At 57.4% G+C, this 21959-nt stretch carries 23 protein-coding genes; 8 read left to right on the plus strand and 15 right to left on the minus strand.

Going from position 1 to position 21959, the window contains the following annotated elements:
- The first annotated feature begins 107 nt into the window (after positions 1–107).
- The 3 genes from H8S59_RS14270 to cmoB all read left to right on the plus strand — a co-directional run bounded on the left by H8S59_RS14270 (position 108) and on the right by cmoB (position 2291).
- Positions 108–500: a protease inhibitor I42 family protein gene (locus H8S59_RS14270; RefSeq protein WP_187521834.1), complete on the plus strand. Its 393-nt coding sequence runs from the start codon at positions 108–110 to the stop codon at positions 498–500.
- A 91-nt stretch (positions 501–591) separates the two neighbouring features.
- Entirely contained in the window at positions 592–1335 is a 744-nt protein-coding gene (gene cmoA, locus H8S59_RS14275) for a carboxy-S-adenosyl-L-methionine synthase CmoA (RefSeq protein ID WP_087264956.1), read from the plus strand.
- Positions 1332–2291: a tRNA 5-methoxyuridine(34)/uridine 5-oxyacetic acid(34) synthase CmoB gene (cmoB, locus tag H8S59_RS14280; RefSeq protein WP_187521835.1), complete on the plus strand. Its 960-nt coding sequence runs from the start codon at positions 1332–1334 to the stop codon at positions 2289–2291. Before cmoA ends, cmoB begins: the two co-directional genes overlap by 4 nt.
- Positions 2292–2401: 110 nt before the next feature.
- On the opposite strand, the gene pdxJ is transcribed toward cmoB, so the two are convergent.
- From pdxJ to rpoE, 11 genes are all read right to left on the minus strand, one after another.
- Positions 2402–3148: a pyridoxine 5'-phosphate synthase gene (pdxJ, locus tag H8S59_RS14285; RefSeq protein ID WP_095094144.1), complete on the minus strand. Its 747-nt coding sequence runs from the start codon at positions 3146–3148 to the stop codon at positions 2402–2404.
- Positions 3149–3198: 50 nt separating this feature from the next.
- Positions 3199–3885, minus strand: a complete 687-nt coding sequence (gene recO / locus H8S59_RS14290; protein WP_214658331.1) for a DNA repair protein RecO — start codon at positions 3883–3885, stop codon at positions 3199–3201.
- 67 nt (positions 3886–3952) lie between these two features.
- Entirely contained in the window at positions 3953–4855 is a 903-nt protein-coding gene (gene era, locus H8S59_RS14295; RefSeq protein ID WP_095094143.1) for a GTPase Era, read from the minus strand.
- Positions 4848–5537 (minus strand): ribonuclease III, encoded by a 690-nt coding sequence (rnc, locus tag H8S59_RS14300; protein WP_027899778.1) that lies wholly within the window; start codon positions 5535–5537, stop codon positions 4848–4850. The genes era and rnc overlap by 8 nt, the downstream gene beginning before the upstream one ends.
- Positions 5534–5911 (minus strand): DUF4845 domain-containing protein, encoded by a 378-nt coding sequence (locus H8S59_RS14305; protein WP_187521836.1) that lies wholly within the window; start codon positions 5909–5911, stop codon positions 5534–5536. Before H8S59_RS14305 ends, rnc begins: the two co-directional genes overlap by 4 nt.
- 114 nt (positions 5912–6025) lie before the next feature.
- Complete coding sequence (gene lepB, locus H8S59_RS14310; RefSeq protein ID WP_027899776.1) at positions 6026–6880, minus strand: signal peptidase I; 855 nt, start codon at positions 6878–6880, stop codon at positions 6026–6028.
- 9 nt (positions 6881–6889) lie between these two features.
- A complete protein-coding gene (lepA, locus tag H8S59_RS14315; protein ID WP_095094141.1) occupies positions 6890–8686 on the minus strand; it encodes a translation elongation factor 4 in 1797 nt (598 codons plus the stop codon).
- 170 nt (positions 8687–8856) lie between these two features.
- Complete coding sequence (locus tag H8S59_RS14320; RefSeq protein ID WP_371856721.1) at positions 8857–10245, minus strand: DegQ family serine endoprotease; 1389 nt, start codon at positions 10243–10245, stop codon at positions 8857–8859.
- A gap of 349 nt (positions 10246–10594) precedes the next feature.
- A complete protein-coding gene (locus tag H8S59_RS14325; RefSeq protein WP_187521837.1) occupies positions 10595–11557 on the minus strand; it encodes a MucB/RseB C-terminal domain-containing protein in 963 nt (320 codons plus the stop codon).
- An 8-nt stretch (positions 11558–11565) separates the two neighbouring features.
- Positions 11566–12156: a sigma-E factor negative regulatory protein gene (locus H8S59_RS14330; protein ID WP_187521838.1), complete on the minus strand. Its 591-nt coding sequence runs from the start codon at positions 12154–12156 to the stop codon at positions 11566–11568.
- A gap of 31 nt (positions 12157–12187) precedes the next feature.
- Positions 12188–12769, minus strand: coding sequence for an RNA polymerase sigma factor RpoE/AlgU (gene rpoE / locus H8S59_RS14335; protein WP_020288878.1), 582 nt, complete (start codon positions 12767–12769; stop codon positions 12188–12190).
- 494 nt (positions 12770–13263) lie between these two features.
- On the opposite strand from rpoE, the gene nadB reads away from it, so the two are divergent.
- The gene (gene nadB / locus H8S59_RS14340; protein ID WP_187521839.1) at positions 13264–14880 is read left to right on the plus strand and encodes an L-aspartate oxidase; all 1617 of its coding nucleotides are present in this window, start codon (positions 13264–13266) and stop codon (positions 14878–14880) included.
- On the opposite strand, the gene H8S59_RS14345 is transcribed toward nadB, so the two are convergent.
- Together H8S59_RS14345 and H8S59_RS14350 are read right to left on the minus strand one after the other, a co-directional pair.
- The gene (locus tag H8S59_RS14345) at positions 14849–15316 is read right to left on the minus strand and encodes a protein YgfX (protein WP_187521840.1); all 468 of its coding nucleotides are present in this window, start codon (positions 15314–15316) and stop codon (positions 14849–14851) included. The two genes, nadB and H8S59_RS14345, sit on opposite strands and share 32 nt — an antisense overlap.
- The gene (locus H8S59_RS14350) at positions 15300–15554 is read right to left on the minus strand and encodes an FAD assembly factor SdhE (protein WP_095094135.1); all 255 of its coding nucleotides are present in this window, start codon (positions 15552–15554) and stop codon (positions 15300–15302) included. The genes H8S59_RS14345 and H8S59_RS14350 overlap by 17 nt, the downstream gene beginning before the upstream one ends.
- A 144-nt stretch (positions 15555–15698) precedes the next feature.
- Here H8S59_RS14350 and ygfZ point away from each other — a divergent pair, with 144 nt between their 5' ends.
- Entirely contained in the window at positions 15699–16640 is a 942-nt protein-coding gene (ygfZ, locus tag H8S59_RS14355) for a CAF17-like 4Fe-4S cluster assembly/insertion protein YgfZ (RefSeq protein ID WP_187521841.1), read from the plus strand.
- A 106-nt stretch (positions 16641–16746) separates the two neighbouring features.
- Positions 16747–17568 (plus strand): HDOD domain-containing protein, encoded by an 822-nt coding sequence (locus tag H8S59_RS14360; protein WP_187521842.1) that lies wholly within the window; start codon positions 16747–16749, stop codon positions 17566–17568.
- Between the two features lie 370 nt (positions 17569–17938).
- On the opposite strand, the gene H8S59_RS14365 is transcribed toward H8S59_RS14360, so the two are convergent.
- Together H8S59_RS14365 and H8S59_RS14370 are read right to left on the minus strand one after the other, a co-directional pair.
- Entirely contained in the window at positions 17939–19327 is a 1389-nt protein-coding gene (locus H8S59_RS14365; RefSeq protein WP_095094132.1) for a sensor histidine kinase, read from the minus strand.
- A complete protein-coding gene (locus H8S59_RS14370) occupies positions 19314–19991 on the minus strand; it encodes a response regulator (protein ID WP_187521843.1) in 678 nt (225 codons plus the stop codon). Before H8S59_RS14370 ends, H8S59_RS14365 begins: the two co-directional genes overlap by 14 nt.
- A 458-nt stretch (positions 19992–20449) precedes the next feature.
- Here H8S59_RS14370 and H8S59_RS14375 point away from each other — a divergent pair, with 458 nt between their 5' ends.
- Together H8S59_RS14375 and H8S59_RS14380 are read left to right on the plus strand one after the other, a co-directional pair.
- Positions 20450–21439: a Bug family tripartite tricarboxylate transporter substrate binding protein gene (locus H8S59_RS14375; RefSeq protein ID WP_164581656.1), complete on the plus strand. Its 990-nt coding sequence runs from the start codon at positions 20450–20452 to the stop codon at positions 21437–21439.
- Between the two features lie 61 nt (positions 21440–21500).
- Positions 21501–21959 carry a tripartite tricarboxylate transporter TctB family protein gene (locus H8S59_RS14380; RefSeq protein ID WP_187521844.1) on the plus strand — a complete coding sequence of 153 codons (459 nt, stop codon included), beginning with the start codon at positions 21501–21503 and terminating at the stop codon, positions 21957–21959.

Raw genomic sequence — 21959 nt, forward strand, 5'->3', positions numbered from 1 at the left:
CCTATCGCGGGCAAGCACCGCTCCCACAGAGGAGTACTAGCTAACTCTCTCCCACACCCATAATTCATCGGTTATGCTTCGGTTTCGTATGAAAGACTGGAGCCACCATGCCCCCTGCCCGTCTGCTAGCCCTGCTAAGCCTGTCGCTGCTCACTGCCTGTGCGCAGCAACCCAGACAAATCGTTACCCTCGAAGACCAAAGCGATTGCCCGCTACCGCTTAAAACGGGTCAGACGCTGATGCTGAGTTTGCCCAGCTCACCCACCACCGGCTATCGCTGGCAGATCCAGGATGCTGCGCCCTCAATCCTGCGCAGTCTCGGCCCTGAGGTTTACGACAACTCAGACGACAGGAATATGGTCGGCAGTGCTGGCCAATCAGTGTGGCGCTATCAGGCTTCAACCGCCGGAACCGGCCGCCTGCTGATGATTTATCAACAGCCATGGGCTCCGGAAGTACCACCGGAACAGACCTTCGATTGCACCATTACCGTCAACTGAACCGGTTTTGCTGCCGTTCGATGAGATGAGGTTTCAGCCGAGGCACGGATTTGGCTAAAATGCCGCACTTTTCAGCCCCGCCGGAACCATCGTGAGCAAAGAACCCGACCGCATTTTCGCCCAGCCCCTTGCCCAGGTGCCGGACTTCGCCTTCAACGAAGACGTGGTGCGGGTCTTCCCGGACATGATCAAGCGTTCGGTGCCCGGCTATCCGACAATTGTCGAAAACCTCGGCGTGCTCTCGGCGCAATTCGCTCAGCCCAACAGCGTGCTCTATGACCTGGGCAGTTCGCTCGGCGCTGTCACTCAAGCCTTGCGCCGCCATGTGCGGGTCGAAGGCTGCAAAGTGATTGCGGTGGATAACTCGGCCGCCATGGTCGAGCGCTGCCGTGAATACCTGAATGCACAGGACTCAATGTTTCAGGAGTTGCTGCCGGTACAAGTGATTGATGGCGACATTCTGGCCCTTGAGTTTCAGCCTGCTTCGGTGGTCGCACTCAACTTCACCCTGCAATTCATCGCGCCTGAAGAGCGTCTGGCATTGCTGGGCCGTATTCGCCAGGCTCTGGTGCCGGGCGGGGCGCTGATTCTGTCTGAAAAGTTGCGCTTCAATGATGAGCAGGAACACACCTTGCTCACCGACCTGCACATCGCCTTCAAGCGTGCCAACGGCTACAGTGAGCTGGAAATCGCCCAGAAGCGCAGCGCCATCGAAAACGTGATGAAACCCGATAGCCTCGAAGAACACCGTCAACGCCTGCTCGACGCGGGCTTTTCCAAGGTGGTGCCGTGGTTCCAGTGCCTTAACTTCGCCTCATTGATTGCCCTGCCATGATTGATCTCGCCCCACTGGTCCGCCGTCTGGCGGGCACTCCTCTGGCTGAATGGGCCAACGGCCTGCAGGCTCAACTCGACACAAAAATGGCCAAAGGTCATGGCGATCTGGAGCGCTGGCAAGGTGCTCTGAATGCGCTGCCGGATTTGATACCGTCGCGTGTCGAACTCAAGGACAGCTTTACCCTTGAAGTTGATTGCGACGATGAGACTCGGACGCAAACCCATGCGGCACTGATGGGTCTTTCACCATGGCGTAAAGGCCCGTTCGACGTATTCGGCGTGCACATTGATACCGAGTGGCGTTCAGACTGGAAGTGGTCGCGTGTCTCGCCGCATCTGGACCTCAAGGGCAAGCGCGTACTGGATGTGGGTTGCGGCAATGGTTACTACCAATGGCGGATGCTGGGGGCCGGCGCTGACAGCGTAATCGGTGTCGATCCGAACTGGCTGTTCTTCTGTCAATTCCAGGCCATGCACAAATACCTGCCTGAGCTACCGGCGTGGCATCTGCCGTTTGCTCTGGAGGATTTGCCTCCGCGACTGGAGGGCTTCGACACGGTGTTTTCCATGGGCGTTCTGTATCACCGCAAGTCGCCGATTGATCACTTGCTGGCGCTCAAGGATTGTCTGGTCAAGGGCGGCGAACTGGTGCTCGAGACCATGGTGGTGGAAGGCGACGTGCATCAGGTGCTGGTCCCGGAAGACCGCTACTCGCAAATGCGTAACGTGTGGTTCCTGCCGTCGGTGCCTGCGCTTGAACTATGGCTTCGCCGCGCAGGCTTCGTTGACGTGCGTTGCGTGGATGTCAGCGTGACGACTGTTGAGGAACAACGCGGTACGGACTGGATGCGCTACCAGTCGCTGAGCGACTTCCTCGACCCTGACGATCACAGCAAAACCGTGGAAGGCCTGCCAGCGCCGATGCGCGCGGTGATTGTGGGGCGTAAGCCGTAACACGAGAGCCCTGTTGGAGCGAGGCTTGCCCGCGAATCAGGCGCCACGGTGTCATGAACGTACCGCGCCATCGTTCTTCGCGGGCAAGCCTCGCTCCAACAAGCACCAACTCAGGCTTTGTGCGCCGCTGCCACAATCAACGCCTTCATCTCTGCCACTGCCGCCTTGAACCCCACAAACAGCGCATGTGCCACCAGCGCGTGGCCGATGTTCAGTTCGTTGATGCCCTTGATCGCCGCCACCGCTTCAACGTTGTGGTAATGCAGACCGTGACCGGCATTGACGATCAAGCCTTCGCCCAAGCCAAAAGCCACCCCATCAGCGATCCGCTGCAACTCTTCAGCGACTTCGGTGGGTGTTTGAGCGTCGGCGTAGCGGCCAGTGTGCAATTCGATGGCAGGTGCGCCTACACGCTTTGACGCGGCGATCTGCTGCTCATCCGCGTCGATGAACAGCGACACTTCACAGCCGATCTTGCTCAAGCGCTCAACCGCCGCCTTGATCCGGGCTTCTTGTCCGGCGACGTCCAGGCCACCCTCGGTGGTCAGCTCCTGACGTGTTTCAGGTACGAGGCAAACGTGAGCCGGACGAATGCGCTCGGCAAACGCCAGCATCTCTTCGGTGACGCCCATTTCGAAGTTCATGCGGGTCTGCAACACGTCCTTGAGCAGCAGGACGTCACGCTCCTGAATGTGACGACGGTCTTCACGCAAATGCACGGTGATGCCATCGGCACCCGCCTCTTCAGCGTCCAGCGCGGCCTTGACCGGGTCCGGATAGCGCGTACCGCGTGCCTGGCGCAAGGTGGCCACATGGTCGATGTTCACGCCGAGAAGGATGCGAGTGCTGTGAGTCACGGGTGTCTCCTGAAATATGATCGAAACAGGTCGGTGAGCATAAAGCCTGATTACGGCTTGCGAAACAGTTCGCGACTGACCAATGGGCGACCGCCCAGATGCACAGCCAGTGCCTGACGCATCAGTCGCTTGGCAGCGGACAAGGCGCCCGGAGCACTCCAATCCGCCTCTGCCATGGCCAGCAGCTCGGTGCCGTTGAACAACCCGGGCTGTAACAGATACACCTGTTCAAGCCCCGCATCCACTTGCAGCCGATACATGCCATTGGCGTCCAGCGGTTCGCCATTGATGTCGACATCCAGCGCGAAGCCGTAGCCCAGATCGTCCAGCAGCCGCCATTCGAAGGAGCGCAGCAATGGCTCAAGTGGTCGGCCCTCTGCTAACGCCTGCAACGTTGCGGCATAGTGATCGAACACGGTGGGATGGGGATCTTCGGCAGGCAACAGGCGGATAAGCAATTCGTTGAGGTAGAGTCCACTGAACAGCGCATCACCCACCATCCAGCTGGCGACGCCTGAGCTTTCCATGCGCCCGACGTTTTTCAGCTCCCCACGGCCACGGAATTCCACTTCCAGCGGGACAAATGGCCGAGCCAATGTCCCCGCCTTGCCCCGGGCACTGCGCAGCACCGCACGCAACCTTCCTTGAGGCGTGAGGAAGTCCACCAGCGCGCTGTTTTCACGGTACGCCCGGCTGTGCAACACGTAAGCAGGTTGGCCGATTGGCACGCTGATCATTCAGGCGGCTCTAAGAAAGCAAAGGCTGGAGCGGCGCGACCAGAACAGCCGCACCGTTGTATCTGGCTTACAGGTCGCCGTAGCCCAACGAACGCAGGGCGCGTTCGTCATCAGACCAGCCGCCTTTGACTTTGACCCAAAGATTGAGCATGACCTTGGAGTCGAACAGCAACTCCATGTCACGGCGCGCTTCAGTGCCGATTCGCTTGATGCGATCGCCCTTGTCGCCAATGATGATTTTCTTCTGACCGTCACGCTCAACGAGGATCAAGGCATGGATATGCAGGGTTTTCCCCTGCTGCTTGAACTCTTCGATTTCCACAGTGATCTGGTACGGCAGCTCGGCACCCAACTGACGCATGATCTTCTCACGAACCAGCTCGGCGGCCAGGAAGCGGCTGCTGCGGTCTGTGATCTGGTCTTCCGGGAAGAAGTGATCGTTTTCCGGCAGGTGCGAGGCAATCAGGCTTTCAAGCGCTTCGAGGTTGTGGCCGTGTTGCGCAGAGATTGGCACGATGGACGCATTCGGCAACTGGCCTTGCAGCCACTCCAGATGCGGCATCAGCTCGGCCTTGTCTTCAATACGGTCGGTCTTGTTGATCGCGAGGATCAGTGGGCCCTGGACGTACTGCACACGTTCGAGAACCATCTGGTCTTCGTCAGTCCAACGGGTACGGTCAACCACGAAGATGACAACGTCCACGTCTTTCAAGGCCGCAGAAGCCGTTTTGTTCATGTAGCGATTGAGCGCTTTCTCGCCATTTTTGTGCATGCCCGGTGTATCGACGTAGATGGCCTGCACAGCGCCTTCGGTCTTGATACCCAGCATGTTGTGGCGAGTGGTCTGCGGCTTGCGCGAAGTGATCGCCAGTTTCTGGCCGAGGATGTGGTTGAGCAGCGTGGATTTGCCCACGTTCGGGCGGCCGACGATGGCAACGTAGCCACAGCGTGTTGCGGTTGAATCAGTCATGGCCATTCTCCACGCCAAGGGCAATAAGTGCTGCGGCCGCTGCTACCTGTTCGGCAATACGACGGCTGACACCCTGACCCCGGCTTTTTTCATTCAATAAGGTGATCTCGCATTCGACAAAAAATGTCCGGCAATGCGGTTCGCCCTGGATATCCACCACTTCGTAACGTGGCAGTTCGCAGGCACGCGACTGCAGAAATTCCTGCAATCGGGTTTTTGGATCTTTGTTGGTGTCGACCAGCGTCAGGCTGTCGAACTCTGTGGTCAGCCAGGCCAGCACGCGTTCGCGCGCCATCTCCATGCCTGCGTCCAGATAAATCGCACCAATCAGCGCCTCAAGGGCGTCGGCCAGAATCGACTCACGACGGAAACCGCCGCTCTTCAATTCGCCAGAGCCAAGGCGCAGGTATTCACCCAGGTCAAAACCGCGAGCCAGCAAGGCCAGGGTTTCGCCTTTCACCAGACGCGCTCGCAGACGTGACAACTGGCCTTCGCGTGCTTGCGGGAAGCGATCAAACAGCGCCTCACCCGCTACGAAGTTAAGAATGGCATCACCCAGGAACTCCAGACGCTCGTTATTGCGCCCGGCGAAACTACGGTGAGTCAGGGCAAGGACCATCAGTTCCTGATCCTTGAAGGTATAGCCGAGCTGACGCTCAAGGCGGCTCAAGGATACGCTCACGGTTTGCCCACGCTTAAGGTGTCGTCGAACATCACCACCATATCGATGTTCCGGATCAGTGGTTCACGTTGTTCATATTTCAAATGGGCAACGAATCTGTTGTTCACTACCGTCACGCTTAACGCCTTGTTCAAATCCACATCCCGAATACTGTTGACCTGCATGTTCTTCCCGACATAGCTGTAAAACTCGCTGACCGAACTGATTTCCAGAGCAGGGTTGCTGTCGACCGCATTGATGATTTTTTTCATCGCCCTGTTATCGAGGTAATGCGGGACCAGCTTGAATGCCACACTCAGTGCGAAAATCCCCAGTGCTACCGCCAGCAATACTCCTGTAAGCGACCATCCCTTTTGCGAACTGGCGAACGTCATGTACGACTCCAAGGATAGCTCGTCATCGCACTCGCAGAGGTTCCCACCAGTCGCAGCACATTTTCGAGCAAGCCCAAATGACATACGGCGCTGTAGAACACAGCGCCGTATTGATTACTTTATCAACCCTACTCGTGAGAAGTTAGGGAAGTGACTCAGTTTTGGCTCAGGCCAGCTCATCCATACGGCAAAGGCCTTGCCGACGATGTTCTTGTCCGGAACCATACCCAACTCATCCTTGGGAATGTTGGGATCATCCCAGTAGCGGCTGTCGTTGGAATTGTCGCGGTTGTCACCCATCATGAAGTAATGGCCGGCCGGCACTGTCCACTCGTGGTCAGGCTGCGCACGGTAGCGAGTCATTTCCTGACGGATCTGATGCTCCACTTCACCCAGCTTTTCGCTGTACAACTCGGCACTGCCCAGAGTCCCGGGCTCGGTACCGATCAGTTGCTTGGCGACCAGCTCACCATTGATGAACAGCTTCTTGTCACCGGTGTAGCGAATCCGGTCACCCGGCAAACCGATTACACGCTTGATGTAATTGACGCTCGGATCACTTGGGTAGCGGAACACCATGACGTCGCCGTGTTTCGGCTCGCCAATTGAAATCACTTTCTCATCGATGACCGGCAAGCGAATCCCGTAGGAAAACTTGTTTACCAGGATGAAATCACCTACCCGCAGCGTCGGAATCATCGACCCGGAAGGTATCTGAAACGGCTCGACCAGAAATGAACGCAGCACCAGGACGATGAACAGTACCGGGAAGAACGATTTGCCGTATTCAACCAGCAACGGTTCCTTGTTCAGGCGCTCTACCACCGCAACATCCGGCTGGCTGACACTGCCCTGATACGTTGTGATGGCTGTCCGGCGACGAGGTGCCAGGATGACCAGATCGAGCAACGCCAGCAAACCGCAGACGAATACAGCAATGACCAGCAACAGCGGGAAATTTAGTGACATAGGACCTGACTATTCCAACCTGAGCACTGCAAGGAAAGCTTCTTGTGGAATTTCCACGTTGCCGACCTGCTTCATGCGTTTCTTACCGGCCTTTTGCTTCTCGAGCAATTTACGTTTCCGGCTCACGTCGCCGCCGTAACATTTGGCCAATACGTTCTTTCTGAGTGCCTTGACGGTCGTACGCGCAATGATCTGACCACCAATGGCAGCCTGAATCGCTACGTCGAACATCTGCCGAGGAATCAGCTCTTTCATTTTCTCGGTCAACGCACGGCCTTTATAAGCCGCATTGTCACGGTGCACGATCAGCGCCAGTGCATCGACCTTCTCGGCGTTGATCAGCACGTCCAGCTTCACCAGATTCGCCGACTGATAACGGTCGAAATGGTAATCCAGCGATGCATAACCACGGCTTACCGATTTAAGACGGTCGAAGAAGTCGAGAACCACTTCATTCATCGGCAAATCGTAAGTCACTTGCACCTGGGTACCGAGGAACAGCATGTCGTGCTGAACACCGCGTTTCTCGATACACAGCGTAATGACGTTACCGAGGTGCTCCTGCGGCACAAGAATATTTGCCCGAACGATAGGTTCGCGCATGTCTTCGACAGCCGAAAGGTCTGGAAGCTTGGACGGGTTATCGACGTAAATCGTTTCGCCGGTCTTCAGCAACAGCTCAAAGATAACAGTCGGTGCCGTGGTGATCAGGTCCAGATCGTACTCACGCTCCAGACGCTCCTGGATGATCTCCATATGCAGCATGCCGAGGAAGCCGCAACGGAAGCCGAAGCCCAGTGCGTCAGAGCTTTCTGGCGAGTACTGCAAGGAAGAGTCATTCAGCGTCAGCTTTTGCAGCGCTTCGCGGAAGTCTTCGAAGTCGTCGGAGCTGACCGGGAACAGACCGGCGTATACCTGCGGCTGAATGCGTTTGAAACCCGGCAGGACTTCAACATCAGGCGTAGTGCTCAGGGTCAGCGTGTCACCAACCGGTGCGCCGTGAATGTCTTTGATGCCGGCGATGATGAAGCCTACTTCGCCGGCTTTCAGATCAACAGTGGCTGTGTGCTTAGGGGTAAACACACCCACGCTGTCGACCAGGTGCAACTTGCCGGTGGACTTCACGAGGATCTTGTCACCCTTCTTCACCCGGCCGTGGCGGACACGCACCAGGGAGACAACGCCCAGGTAGTTGTCGAACCACGAGTCGATGATCAACGCCTGCAGCGGATCTTCGATGTTGCCGGTAGGCGCAGGGATGGTGTGAACCAGACGCTCCAGTACCTCATCGACGCCCATGCCGCTCTTGGCGCTGCACGCCACGGCATCGGTGGCATCAATGCCGATGATCTTCTCGATTTCGTCCTTGACGCGGTCCGGATCGGCCTGCGGCAAGTCCATCTTGTTCAACACCGGCATGACCTCAAGGCCCTGCTCGATGGCGGTGTAGCAGTTGGCAACAGACTGTGCCTCAACGCCTTGACCGGCATCCACAACCAGCAACGCACCTTCGCATGCGGCCAGGGAACGGCTGACTTCGTAGGTGAAGTCAACGTGGCCCGGGGTGTCGATGAAGTTCAGCTGGTAGGTTTTACCGTCATTGGCCTTGTAGTGCAGCGTAACGCTGTGGGCCTTGATGGTGATCCCGCGCTCACGCTCGAGATCCATGGAGTCAAGTACCTGAGCTTCCATTTCGCGCTCGGACAGGCCGCCGCACATTTGAATGAAGCGGTCGGCCAGCGTCGACTTGCCATGGTCAATGTGGGCGATGATGGAGAAATTACGGATATGACTCAAATCACTCACGGATCAACACTCAAAAAGGTTGCAGGCAGATTGCCCGCCGAAAAATAGCCGGGAATTGTACCTGAACTAACGCTTGGGCGTCACGTTCAGCGGCGACAGGATCAACATTAGAGCGCACGCCGCGCACAAAAAAGGGCGGTAAGCACCGCCCTTTTCGCTGATCGTCCCGACTATTCAGCCAGCTTGAAGGTGATGAAGCTTGCACGGCCCTGACGCAGTACGCGCATGGAGACCGAGCGATTCTTTGGCAAGCCTTTGGCTATTTCGGTGAAGTTCTTCGCCGAGCTGATTGCCTGATTGTTCAAGTGAGTGATCACATCGCCAGCTTGCAAGCCGATGAGAGCAGCCGGACCGTCGGTCACTTCCTTGATGACTACACCACCCTTGAGCTCAAGGGTCTTCTGTTGCTCAGCAGTGAGATCCGCGACCGATACGCCCAGGCGATTACTGCTGCGCTCGGCACCGGCAGCATCTCCAGCGCCCATTTCCTGACCTTCGTCAGGCAAGGCACCCACAGTGACGCTCAGGGTCTGACGCTTACCGTCACGAATAATGCCCAGCTCCGCCTTGCTGCCATCCTTGAGGTTGCCAATCAGGTGCGGCAAATCAGCCGACATCACGATAGGCGTGCCGTTGGCAGTCAGGATAACGTCACCGACCTGCAGGCCACCCTTCGCAGCCGGACCATTGTCGAGCACTTGCGCAACCAGCGCCCCGGCAGGCTTGTCCAGGCCGAACGATTCAGCCAGGTCTTTGTTGACCTCTTGAATCACAACCCCCAGCCAGCCACGGTTTACCTTGCCGCTGGCCTTGATCTGATTGGCGACATCCAGCGCTACATCAATAGGGATTGCGAACGACAGCCCCATGAAGCCACCGGAGCGAGTGAAAATCTGCGAGTTGATACCGACCACTTCGCCCGCCATGTTGAACAGCGGCCCACCTGAGTTGCCCGGGTTGATCGCCACGTCAGTCTGGATGAACGGCACATACGTGTCGTTAGGCAGACTACGGCCCTTGGCGCTGACGATACCTTTGGTCACAGAATGGTCAAAGCCGAAAGGCGAACCGATCGCCAGTACCCACTCACCGACTTTCAGTTTCTCGGAGTTGCCGAGTTTGACGGTAGGCAGGTCCTTGCCTTCGATCTTCAATACCGCCACGTCAGTGCGTGGATCAGTGCCAACCAGCTTGGCCTTCAGCTCGCTGCGGTCGGAAAGACGAACCAGAATCTCATCGGCTCCGTCGATTACGTGATTATTGGTCAGCACATAACCATCAGCCGAGATGATGAACCCCGAGCCCAGAGATTGCGCCTCACGCTGACGATCGCCACGACCCGAACCAGGCGGACGAGAGCCAGGCGGCACGCTGCGCTCAAGAAACTCGCGCAGCATGGGCGGCAGACCTTCAAGGTCAGGCATCTGGTTCTGGGCGACGGAGCGCTCCGGCATTTTCTGCCGGGTACTGATATTCACAACGGCCGGGGAGGCTTGCTCTACAAGCGAGGTAAAGTCCGGCAGCGACTCGGCCTGAGCGGAGACGACTTGCCCAAGCATCAGCACGGCAGCAAATAGTGAAAGATAGGATTTCAAGCTTGGTATAGACATACGGCTCCCGTTCACAACGAGCAAAGTTAAGCAGTACAGACCGAGGGGCCCAATGGGCCCGCGGCCATGGCACTCGACCGAGTGCATATTTCCAGCAGCCATTTCCCTGACCCGGAAACAACAAAGGCCAGAGCTGCAAGGCTGTGACCTATAGAAAAAAACGAGAGTTTTTGCAACCTGGAAACCTCACCAAACATTTCGGCGAACTGACCAGAAGGCCTGCAAAGTCTTGCTCTGCGGCTTTCCGGGCCCAAGATGAAACCTTCTACATCTTGGGCCCGGACCATCATTTTACGACCTACTTCTTGCTGGCTTGCAAGTCGGTACTGCGAAGCGAAAGCGCAACTCGCTCAGCGGTTCCGATGGGCACTTCACCGACAACCGTCACTAACACATCGCCTTTAGGCGTGGTCAGTCGACGGGACACGGCCACCGTAGGCCCAAGCTGGGTACGCGTATCAGTCACCGCTGCACCGCTGATTGGTTCGACGAAAACCGAGAACCTGGCAATACCGTCGTCATACATCAGGTTGCTGACCTGGACACTGGTAGCCGAATCCTTGCGAACTGCACTGCTGCTGAGCTCAAAACCAGGCGGCATCCATTCCAGATGCCAAGGTGCCGGGTTTTTAGAGGTTTCAGGCCTGGACTTGGCAACATCCACTGCTTTGCAATCAGCACTGGCTTGCAATGCCTGATCACCGGGGATGCTCGCAGTGTCGAATTCAGTGAACTGGAAACGTTCCAACAACTGCCCTTTCTCGCTCAACAACAGCGATTTAAGGGGCAAGCCGGTTTCATCGTCGAGGTGTAGCTCGATGCCATATCGATGCTGATCTTTGGGGGTCAGGGCAATGATTTTCGCCGCACGACCCGCAACACGCGAGGTACCCACGACTTTCATGTCGTACCAGGCGGCGAGCTTTTTGACATCGTATGCATGAACTGCAGAATCAGGGACGTTAGACACTCCAGCTTCGAGAGTGCCGCTGACGCATTGGGTGACCCCGTCAACGCGCAACACTTCCTGAGCAGAACCGTCCAACTGAAGCAGACGCTCACGAACCTTGCCATCAGTTACCCGATGCCAGATTCGGTGAGTGGAGAAACTACCGTTTCGTTCGTAAACGAAGGTACCTTGAAAGCTTTGCTGCTGCTCAGCCTGCGCAAGACGCTTTAGCGAATCTTGCGCGTCATCGGCATGAGCGGGGAGGACAAGCCATCCACCAAGCAACAAAGGCAATAGAGGGATGGCGCGCATGATCCTCCTTAACGGTTTTCCAGGCTTGCAGCACGTGCATAAGGCAGAGCGCTTTCAGTGCCTTTCAACGCAGCTTGCTGAGCATGTTGACGCAGGTAACCTGGCAGACGTTGATCCTGTCCAGCCTGACCTTGCAAAACACCGTTGACCATCGGACCTTGGGCAGGCTCGCTGCTTTCAGTGTAGCCAGCCAGTACGGCCGGACCCTTCACTTGCGGAACAGACAGGCTGGCAGGCTGCGGAGCCTGTTGCGCCAACTGTGCACCAGCGATGTCATCCTGGTTGTACAGGCGAACACCCGCCAGTACCGCTACGGTAACCGAGGCTGCAACTGCCAGACGACCCAGGCTACGCCATGGACCACGAGCAGCTTTCAACGGGCTGACTTCATCGGCGATCGCGGCAGACACTGCAGCCGTGATATCCAAGTGAGGCATCAACAGCTCTTTGTGCATCGCTGCACGAGCAATATGATAACGCGACCATGTGGCACGTGTGTCCGCATCGTCAATGGCATTCAGTACCCGACGTAATTCCAGTTCGTCCGCTTCGTTATCCATCACTGCGGACAGCGATTCCTGCAGGGCTTCACGACTCATGGCGGTTCCTCTCTTGGCTATCGCCGCTGTCTCAGGATTCCTGCAACAACGGCTGCAGGGCTTTATCGATGGCTTCCCGAGCGCGGAAAATCCGAGAACGCACGGTACCCACCGGACATTGCATGACGCTGGCAATGTCTTCGTAACTCAGACCGTCGAACTCACGTAAAGTTAGGGCAGTACGCAAATCTTCCGGGAGAAGCTGGATAGTTCGATGGACAGTTCCCTCGATCTCATCCCTTAACAATGCACGCTCCGGCGACTCGATGTCCTTGAGGCCGTGATCGCCATCGTAGAACTCCGCGTCTTCAGACCTTACATCGCTATCTGGTGGTCGCCGACCGCGCGACACCAGATAGTTCTTCGCCGTGTTGATGGCGATGCGGTACAGCCAAGTATAAAAGGCGCTGTCACCGCGAAAGTTTCCGAGCGCACGATAAGCCTTGATAAAAGCTTCCTGCGCTACGTCTTGAGCTTCATGGGTGTCGTGCACGAATCGCACGATCAACCCGAGAATCTTGTGCTGATACTTCAGCACCAACAGATCAAAAGCTCGCTTGTCGCCGCGCTGAACGCGTTCGACCAGCTGCTGATCTTCTTCCTGGGTTAGCATGAACACTCCTCATAAAGCTTGAAGGAGCGCTGTACCAGCCAGTCTGTCGGCTTGCATACATAGACTCGGGCTTCTCGCAAAAGTTCTCCCCTCCAGGCAAGTTTCCTGTGGACGCTCAATGGTCCGCACGGAAAAACGCAGCTCGAACCAGGTCGGCTGCGCGAATAATCTAGTCGTCGAATTCGCTGGTGATAGCTTGATAAGCCCACTCAAAGCCGACGCCGTCCCTCTACAGGCAACCAGCTATTGAACCCGGACCACCCTAAAAAGTTCCCGAAGTCCGATAGCAGCTGTGAGACCAATAACACTCCGTACGTAGGAAGATAGCCGCAGTATTGCGCAATCTACGACCCAACTGACGCTAACGTTATGCATTCAGACACGGACTGCATCACAATCTGAGCCCTTCATAGTTCCACATTGCCATAAAGGCGCGGCTATTGTGCCGCTACACCCTTACTTATACTAGTGGCCGCAGCGTGCGGAGTTCATAGATGAGCCAACATTTTCAACACGACGTACTAGTGATCGGCAGCGGCGCAGCAGGCTTGAGCCTCGCACTGACATTGCCCGCTCATCTAAGCATTGCGGTTCTGAGCAAAGGTGAGCTGGCCAATGGCTCTACATTCTGGGCTCAGGGTGGCGTCGCGGCGGTTCTCGATCAAAGCGACACGGTGCAATCCCATGTGGAAGACACGCTCGATGCAGGCGGCGGACTGTGCAATGAGGACGCCGTGCGTTTTACCGTCGAACACAGTCGCGAAGCGATTCAATGGCTCATCGATCAAGGCGTACCCTTCACCCGCGAAGATCATTCAAGCCCCGAAGACAGCGGTTTTGAATTCCATCTGACCCGCGAAGGCGGTCACAGTCATCGGCGCATCATTCACGCGGCGGATGCTACCGGCGCAGCAATTTTCACGACGCTGCTGGAACAGGCCAGATCACGGCCAAATATCGAGTTGCTGGAGCAAAAGGTCGCCATCGACTTGATCACCGAACGCCGTCTTGGCCTGGACGGACAACGCTGCTTGGGCGCTTACGTACTTAATCGCAGCAGCGGCGAAGTCGACACTTATGGCGCACGTTTCACTGTTCTGGCATCTGGTGGTGCAGCCAAGGTCTATCTCTATACCAGCAACCCTGACGGCGCTTGCGGGGATGGCATCGCCATGGCCTGGCGATCAGGTTGCCGGGTAGCCAATCTGGAATTCAACCAGTTTCACCCCACTTGCCTCTATCACCCACAGGCCAAAAGCTTCCTGGTGACTGAAGCCCTTCGCGGTGAAGGCGCCTACCTCAAACTTCCCAACGGCGAACGCTTCATGCAGCGCTTCGACCCCCGTGCCGAATTGGCCCCTCGAGACATCGTTGCCCGCGCCATCGACCACGAAATGAAGCGTCTGGGCATTGATTGCGTCTACCTGGACATCAGCCATAAGCCTGAGGCCTTCATCAAGAGCCATTTCCCGACGGTCTATGAGCGCTGCCAGGAGTTCGCCATCGACATCACCCGCCAGCCGATTCCTGTGGTACCCGCGGCGCATTACACCTGTGGCGGCGTGGTAGTGGACTCTCGCGGGCGCACCGACGTGCCCAATCTGTATGCCATTGGCGAAACCAGTTGCACTGGTCTGCACGGTGCCAACCGCATGGCAAGCAACTCGCTGCTTGAGTGCTTCGTCTATGCCCGCTCGGCGGCAGCAGACATTCTTGAACAATTGCCGCAGATCCCGGAAGTCACGCCTTTGCCGATGTGGGATGCCAGTCAGGTGACCGACTCCGATGAAGACGTCATCATCGCCCACAACTGGGACGAGCTGCGTCGCTTCATGTGGGACTACGTGGGGATCGTGCGGACCAATAAACGTTTGCAGCGCGCCCAACACCGGGTGCGCCTGCTGCTTGATGAAATCGATGAGTTCTACAGCAACTACAAAGTCAGCAGAGACCTGATTGAACTGAGGAACCTTGCTCAGGTAGCGGAACTGATGATCAGGTCAGCCATGGAGCGCAAAGAGTCTCGCGGCCTGCACTACACGCTGGACTATCCGGACATGCTGCCTGAAGCGCTCGACACTATTCTGGTGCCGCCCACCTACGTCGGCTGAACTTCAGTCGTAGTCGCAGACGCCGGTGAACATCCGGCTCCATGGCGTCGCGAGGGATACACAGACCGCGCGTCATACGCCATCTGCTGCGACTTTCACCCGCAAGGCGAAAGCGCAGCACGACCATCAGAGGCAGCGCCATGCTGTCGCGACACAACTGCACGGGCTGCCAGCCGTGGCGCTGACTCCACAACTGCCAGCCTTCGGCATTGCGCCGCAGCCCGGTAAAGGCAGTGGAACGACTCAGCAGAATTGAGCCGGGTAACACGCAGATGCCTTGCGCTACACACAAAATAAGGCCGAGAACCAACGCCCAACCTGGGACTGCGAGCATATAAAGCGAGATCAGCGCCAGAAGTTGCGCAACCCCATACGCCACCAGCAGTGCCCGTGAGGCATGCCAGTGGCATTCAAAACGGTCACTTTGGCTGGACACGATCCAGAATCATGCGAACCATGCGCTGCAGCTCTGCATCTTCGGATTCGGCACGCTGCATGAACCAGCCAAACATGTCCTGATCTTCACAGGTCAACAGGCGGCGATACAGATCGCGGTCGACATCATTGAGCGTCGGGTAAACTTCCCGGACAAACGGTACCAGCAGCACATCCAGTTCAAGCATGCCACGGCGGCTGTGCCAGTAAAGGCGGTTGAGTTCGACGTCTTCGACCATGGAGCGCTCCTCAAAATAGGCGGCGAGTATACAACCGCAGGCCGCATGAGCGAACCTCGCAATAGTCGCAGTAGTTTTCATGTACCTATTATCCGGACTCGGCACTATCATGTGCCCCAGACTTTTTTCCCGTTGCGATGACTCATGGCCGATACAGCTTTCTACTGCCCGCTTTCCCATGAAGGTGTTCTCGCCGTCCGCGGCGTCGATGCCAGCAAATTCCTGCAGGGCCAATTGACCTGCAACCTCAATTACCTGAGTGACGCCAAAGCCACTCTGGGTGCGCGCTGCACGCAAAAGGGCCGCATGCAATCAAGCTTTCGCATCCTGCTTGAAGGCGACGGCTGCCTGCTGGCGATGGCCAGCGAACTGATCGAGCCCCAACTGGCTGATCTGAAAAAATACGCCGTATTCTCTAAATCGAAGTTGACCGATGAAAGTGCCTCCTGGGTGCGATTCGGCCTGAATAACGGCGACGGCGCGCTGGTCAATCTTGGCCTTGACCTCCCCCAGGACACCGATTCGGTGGTCCGCGCCAACGACATGATTGCCATTCGGGTCTCCCCCGCCAGAGCCGAATTGTGGGCTCGCGCCGATCACGCCAGCGACGTTCAATCACGTCTGGCGGCCCAACTGGGCGAAGGCACGCTGAACGATTGGCAGCTGGGTCAGATCCGTGCCGGTATCGGTCAGGTGTTCGGTGCCACGCGCGAAGAGTTCATCCCGCAAATGCTCAACCTGCAGGCGGTTGGCGGTGTGAGCTTCAAAAAAGGCTGCTACACCGGCCAGGAAATCGTTGCGCGCATGCAGTATCTCGGCAAGCTCAAACGCCGCCTTTATCGTTTGACGCTGGCTGACCAGGAACTTCCAGAGCCCGGCACGGCGCTGTTTTCGCCGGTGCATGCCAGCGCCGTCGGCAACGTTGTCCTCGCGGCACGGGCTGAAAACGGGCTAGAACTGCTGGCTGTGCTTCAGGCCGATGCGGTCGAAAACGCCCAGATTCTACTCGGCTCACCGGAAGGGCCTGCTCTGCAGCTGGATGAGTTGCCGTACACGCTGGACAGTAAACTCGAAACACAGCGCTGACCCAGGCGAACACCTTCACGCTGGAAATGTCTGCATACCTGTTCCGCCTCTTCGCGCCCCTGGCAAGAAGAGGCACGGGACTACCCAAACGTCTACGAGATGCGACATGAGCGAGATGGCTGAAGAGGTGCAAAGGAACTTGATCAAGGCGATCGATAGAGACGCCTTGTTCTTGCCTACCCTTCCGGAAGTAGCATTAAAGATTCGCCTGGCTGCCGAAAATACCGAAATCAGCGTTGCCGAGCTGAGCCGGGTGATTGGTAGCGATACCGCACTTTCAGCACGCCTGATCAAAGTGGTGAACAGCCCTCTGTTGCGCCCGAACTTTGAAGTCAGTGACGTCAATACGGCGATTACCCGGCTTGGTGTCAACTACACCTGTAACCTGGCCATTGGGCTGGTGGTAGAACAAATGTTCCACGCCAAGTCCGAAGTGGTTGAACGCAAGTTGCGCGAAATCTGGAAGCAGAGCCTGCAAGTAGCAGGCATCAGCTATGCGCTGAGCTATCGTCGACCTTCACTCAAGCCAGACAAGGCAACGCTCGCCGGGTTGATCCATCTGATCGGCGTACTACCGATCCTGACTTACGCTGAAGATCACTTCGAACTGCTGGCTGACCCGGTCAGCCTCAACCATGTTATCGAGGCCATCCACCCGGTTATCGGCGAGCGGCTGCTGCGTTCGTGGGATTTCCCCGACATGCTGGCCTCCGTTCCCGGAAGCTTCCAGGACTTCACCCGAGTATCGCAATCAGCGGATTACATCGATCTGGTGCAAATCGCCACCGTCCACATCTATCAGGGCACGAGCCATCCTTATAGTCAGATCGAGCTGAGCAGCCTTCCGGCGTTTCATCAGCTGGGGCTGGACACGAGCGGCGGAACTTTGGGTGCCGAAATGGATGAAGCGAAGATGATGCTTTACTAGGAACGCGATACCGGAACAAGCACAGGCTTTGTAGGAGCTCACGAGCAACGCGAGGCAGCGATAGCGGTCTGCCTGACACACTGCTATCGCGGGCGTCGTAACCTCCGTGCGCTCTCATCAAACACCATGCAAGCCACTGGATTGAAATGCATTCTCTGTAGAGCTGCCGAAGGCTGCGAAGCATTTGTCCTGATACACCGCGATCGCAGCCTTCGGCAGCTCCTACAGGCCCTATGTTTGCCGCGAGACAGCGCGGTGCCATCAACACCGGGGCAACTCCTACAGAGAATGCCCCCAATTCAAAATTTTAGATTTTTAGGGAAGCAGCCGCGCGGTGCTTCAGTTGCAGGCTACTGAAAGTAAGTCGCACCTACTGCGCCGCTATAAAACTCACCCGCACTTTAAGCCCACCTGCAGCGCCGTCATGAAGGCTGATCTGCGCCAGATGCGCGCGGCATATCTCGCCGACAATCGCCAACCCCAGACCTGATCCCTTTCCCTGCTGACGGCTGCGGTAGAAGCGCTCGAAGACGCGGCTGCGCTCAGCTTCGGGAATGCCGGGACCATCATCCTCGACCTCAAGTACCCCCGGCGCGCTGACCCGCAGGATCACGTTGCCGCCCGAAGGCGTGTGCGCCAGCGCATTATCGATAAGATTGCTCAACAACTCGTTAAGCAGCGTCGGCTCGCCCCGCAACCAGACCGGCTCATCCGCCTCAAGGGCGAGGGAAACACCATGAGCATGGGCCAGCGGTGCCATCGCCATGCCCAGTTCGCGCGCCAACTGGCTAAGGTCCAGGGTTTGCGCCCCACCCTCGGCAATCGCACGCGCACCATTCTCGATGCGTGCCAGTGACAACAACTGATTGGCCAGATGAGTCAGGCGGTCAGTGCCCTGGGCCGCGGCTTCAAGCGTGGTACGCCAATGCGCAGGCTCGGGGTCACGCAGACCCAACTCGACCCGCGCTTTGAGTGCTGCTAAAGGTGTGCGCAGCTCATGGGCGGCATCAGCGATAAATTGCGCCTGTCGCTCGAACTGCTGACGCAGACGCTCGGTAAAATGGTTGAGTGCGTTAACCAATGGATGCAGCTCGTGCTGAACCTCGACCAAAGGCAAGGCGCGCAAATCATCGGGCTGACGTGATTCGACTTCGCTGCGCAAGCGTTCCAGCGGCCGCAGGGCAGCGCTGACCGTGAACCAAACAAGCAACAACGCACCGGCACCCAACATACCCAGGCGCAACAACGTGTCGGCCATCAAGCTGCGCGCCATGCTGACACGAGCTTCTTCAGTCTCGGCAACGCGAATCTCGGCCATGCCGTTCATGTTTGGCTCGCTGACCGGCTTGAGCAGACTGACCACTCGCACTGATTGTCCCTGATAGCGAGCAGTGTAGAAGCTCGCCAACGCCGGGTAATCATCGGTGCGCAACGTACCGGGAGGTGGAGGCGGCAGATTTTCGTAACCAGAAATCAGCTTACGGTTGATGTCATTGACCTGGTAATAGATGCGACCCGCGCTGTCATAGGCGAAGGTATCCAGAGCGATGTAGGGCACATCGGCACTCAGCGTCCCATCACGCTGTGAAACCCCGGCCGCAATGGTTCGCGCCGAAGCCAGCAAGGTTCGGTCATAGGCAATGTCAGCGGCTTCCCGACCGTTCCAGTAAGCGCTGAGTCCGCTGGCCAGCATCAGCACGGTGAGCAATACGCCCAGATTCCACAGTAGCCGCCAACGCAGACTGTTATGGCTGCTCATCGCGGCTTTCCAGCAGATAGCCAAGGCCCCGGAAAGTCACGATCGCCACCGGATGGCCGTCGAGCTTTTTACGCAGCCGATGCACGTAGATTTCGATAGCGTCTGCGCTGGCTTCTTCATCCAGGCCAAACACCTGAGAAGCCACCTGCTCCTTGCTCATCACCCGTCCCGGCCGGGCAATCAGCGCTTCAAGCACTGCCTGCTCCCGAGACGTAAGGGTCAGCAATTCATCACCCAAGGTGAATCGGCGTGTATCCAGATCGTAGGCCAGCACCCCGCAACGCTGTTGCCGTTCTCCACCCAACACGCTGCGGCGCAACAAGGCTTTGACCCGGGCTTCCAGCTCGGAAAGCTCAAACGGTTTGGCCAGATAATCGTCGGCCCCGAGATTGAGGCCATGTACGCGGTCCTTCACTTCACTGCGCGCAGTCAGCATCAGGACGGGCAGGTTCTTGCCCCTCCCGCGCAGCCGCGCCAGTACTTCAAAGCCATCCATGCGCGGCAGGCCGACATCGAGAATCACCACAGCATATTCCTCGCTGCTCAACGCCAGATCAGCCGCCACACCATCGTGCAATACATCGACGGTCAACCCGGCCCCTTTGAGAGCCTGGGCAACGCTTTCGGCTAATTGCAGATGATCTTCGACGAGAAGAACACGCATCGACTTCTCCTGAGTGCGTGGCTTTTGTGGAGCCCGGAGTTTACAGGCGCGCCACGGGCTGTGAAGCACTGAAACCACTCTAAACGCAATTTAAATGGTCATTGAAAGGTAGCTGAAAGGTTTATGAAAGTTTCGCTGATTAACATCGGGCTGTTTGCGACAAGACGTGCCGTTTCAGCGGCCGTTAAAGAAAAGCACCATGATGTGCTTTCACAATAAGAACAAGAATGGAGTCGACCATGACACAGCCAATGTCCAGGGCTATCCCGCCCGCCTGTAATTCCCATCCCGACGCTTTCGCCTTGACCGGCCGCTGCACGCATTCCATTGCGGGCGCATTCTCGTTGCCTTTCGATATTCATTCACTGCGATGACGCCGCTTACTGGCTCGCCCTGTTGTGGCCGCCTGTAAAACCGAATCGAACACCGTTGTACATCCAAAAACAAAAATCTGGAGACTGACCATGACTTTATCCTTGCGTCGTTTCGCGCTGGCTGCTGGCTGCATGATGCTCGCCACGCAACTGTTCGCGGCCGACGAACCCAAGCGCCCTGAATGTATCGCCCCGGCCTCGCCGGGTGGCGGATTCGACCTGACCTGCAAGCTGGTACAGAGCGCACTGATCAACGAGAAAATCCTTACCAAACCGATGCGCGTAACCTACATGCCCGGTGGGGTTGGCGCTGTGGCTTACAACGCGGTCGTTGCCCAGCGCCCCGCTGACGCGGGTACGCTGGTAGCCTGGTCAAGCGGTTCGTTGCTGAACCTGGCGCAAGGCAAGTTCGGACGTTTTGATGAAGGGGCTGTGCGCTGGCTGGCCGCAGTGGGAACCAGCTACGGTGCCATCGCCGTGAAGAGCGATTCGCCTTACAAAACCCTCGACGATCTGGTCAAGGCGCTCAAGGCCGATCCAAGCAAAGTCGTGATCGGCTCCGGTGGCACCGTCGGCAGCCAGGACTGGATGCAAACCGCCCTGATCGCCAAGGCGGCCGGTATCAACCCGCGTGACTTGCGATATGTCGCCCTCGAAGGCGGCGGTGAAATCGCCACCGCACTGCTCGGCGGCCACATTCAGGTGGGCAGTACCGACATTTCCGACTCCATGCCGCACATCCTCAGTGGTGACATGCGCCTGCTGGCCGTGTTCTCCGAGAAGCGTCTGGACGAGCCCGAAATGAAGAACATTCCGACCGCCAAAGAGCAAGGCTACGACATCGTCTGGCCCGTTGTTCGTGGTTTCTACCTGGGGCCAAAAGTCACCGATGCAGAGTACGACTGGTGGAAAGCCGCGTTCGACAAACTGCTGGCTTCGGAGGAGTTCGCCAAGCTGCGTGACCAGCGTGAACTGTTCCCGTTCGCCATGACCGGTGCAGAGCTGGACACCTATGTGAAGAAGCAGGTTGCTGACTACAAGACCCTGGCCAAGGAATTCGGCCTGATTCAGTGATCAACTGACTGACTAGCGGTTGCAGCTGCCTGCGCGGCAGCGCAACCCGGGAGTTTTCACCATGGTGATCCAACGTATTTTTGCCGCCGTACTGCTACTGGTCTGTGCCGGTCTGGCAGTCATGGCCTGGCCCTATCAGGCGCCGTTCTCCTACGAGCCGGTTGGCCCCCGGGCTTTTCCTCTGCTGATGCTCGGGTTGATGAGCCTGGCCTTGATCTACATGCTGTTCCGCCCGGCCCCCATCGTGCACACCGAAGAAGAGCCTGCACTGGATCGCGAAACCATCGTCAAGATCGTCGCGTGCGTGGTCTTGCTGCTGATTTTTGCCGGCACCTTCGAGCCATTGGGCTTCATCCTCAGCAGCATCCTGATCGGCATTCCCATGGCACGCCTGTATGGCGGCCACTGGGTGCCCAGCGTGATCGTGGTGATTCTGATGAGCGTCGGCCTTTACCTGCTGTTCGATAAAGCCATGGACGTTCCGTTGCCTCTGGGCCTGCTCAACGTTCTGGAGAACTAA

The organism is Pseudomonas folii (genome assembly GCF_014357575.1).
Classification (GTDB): Bacteria; Pseudomonadota; Gammaproteobacteria; order Pseudomonadales; family Pseudomonadaceae; genus Aquipseudomonas; species Aquipseudomonas folii.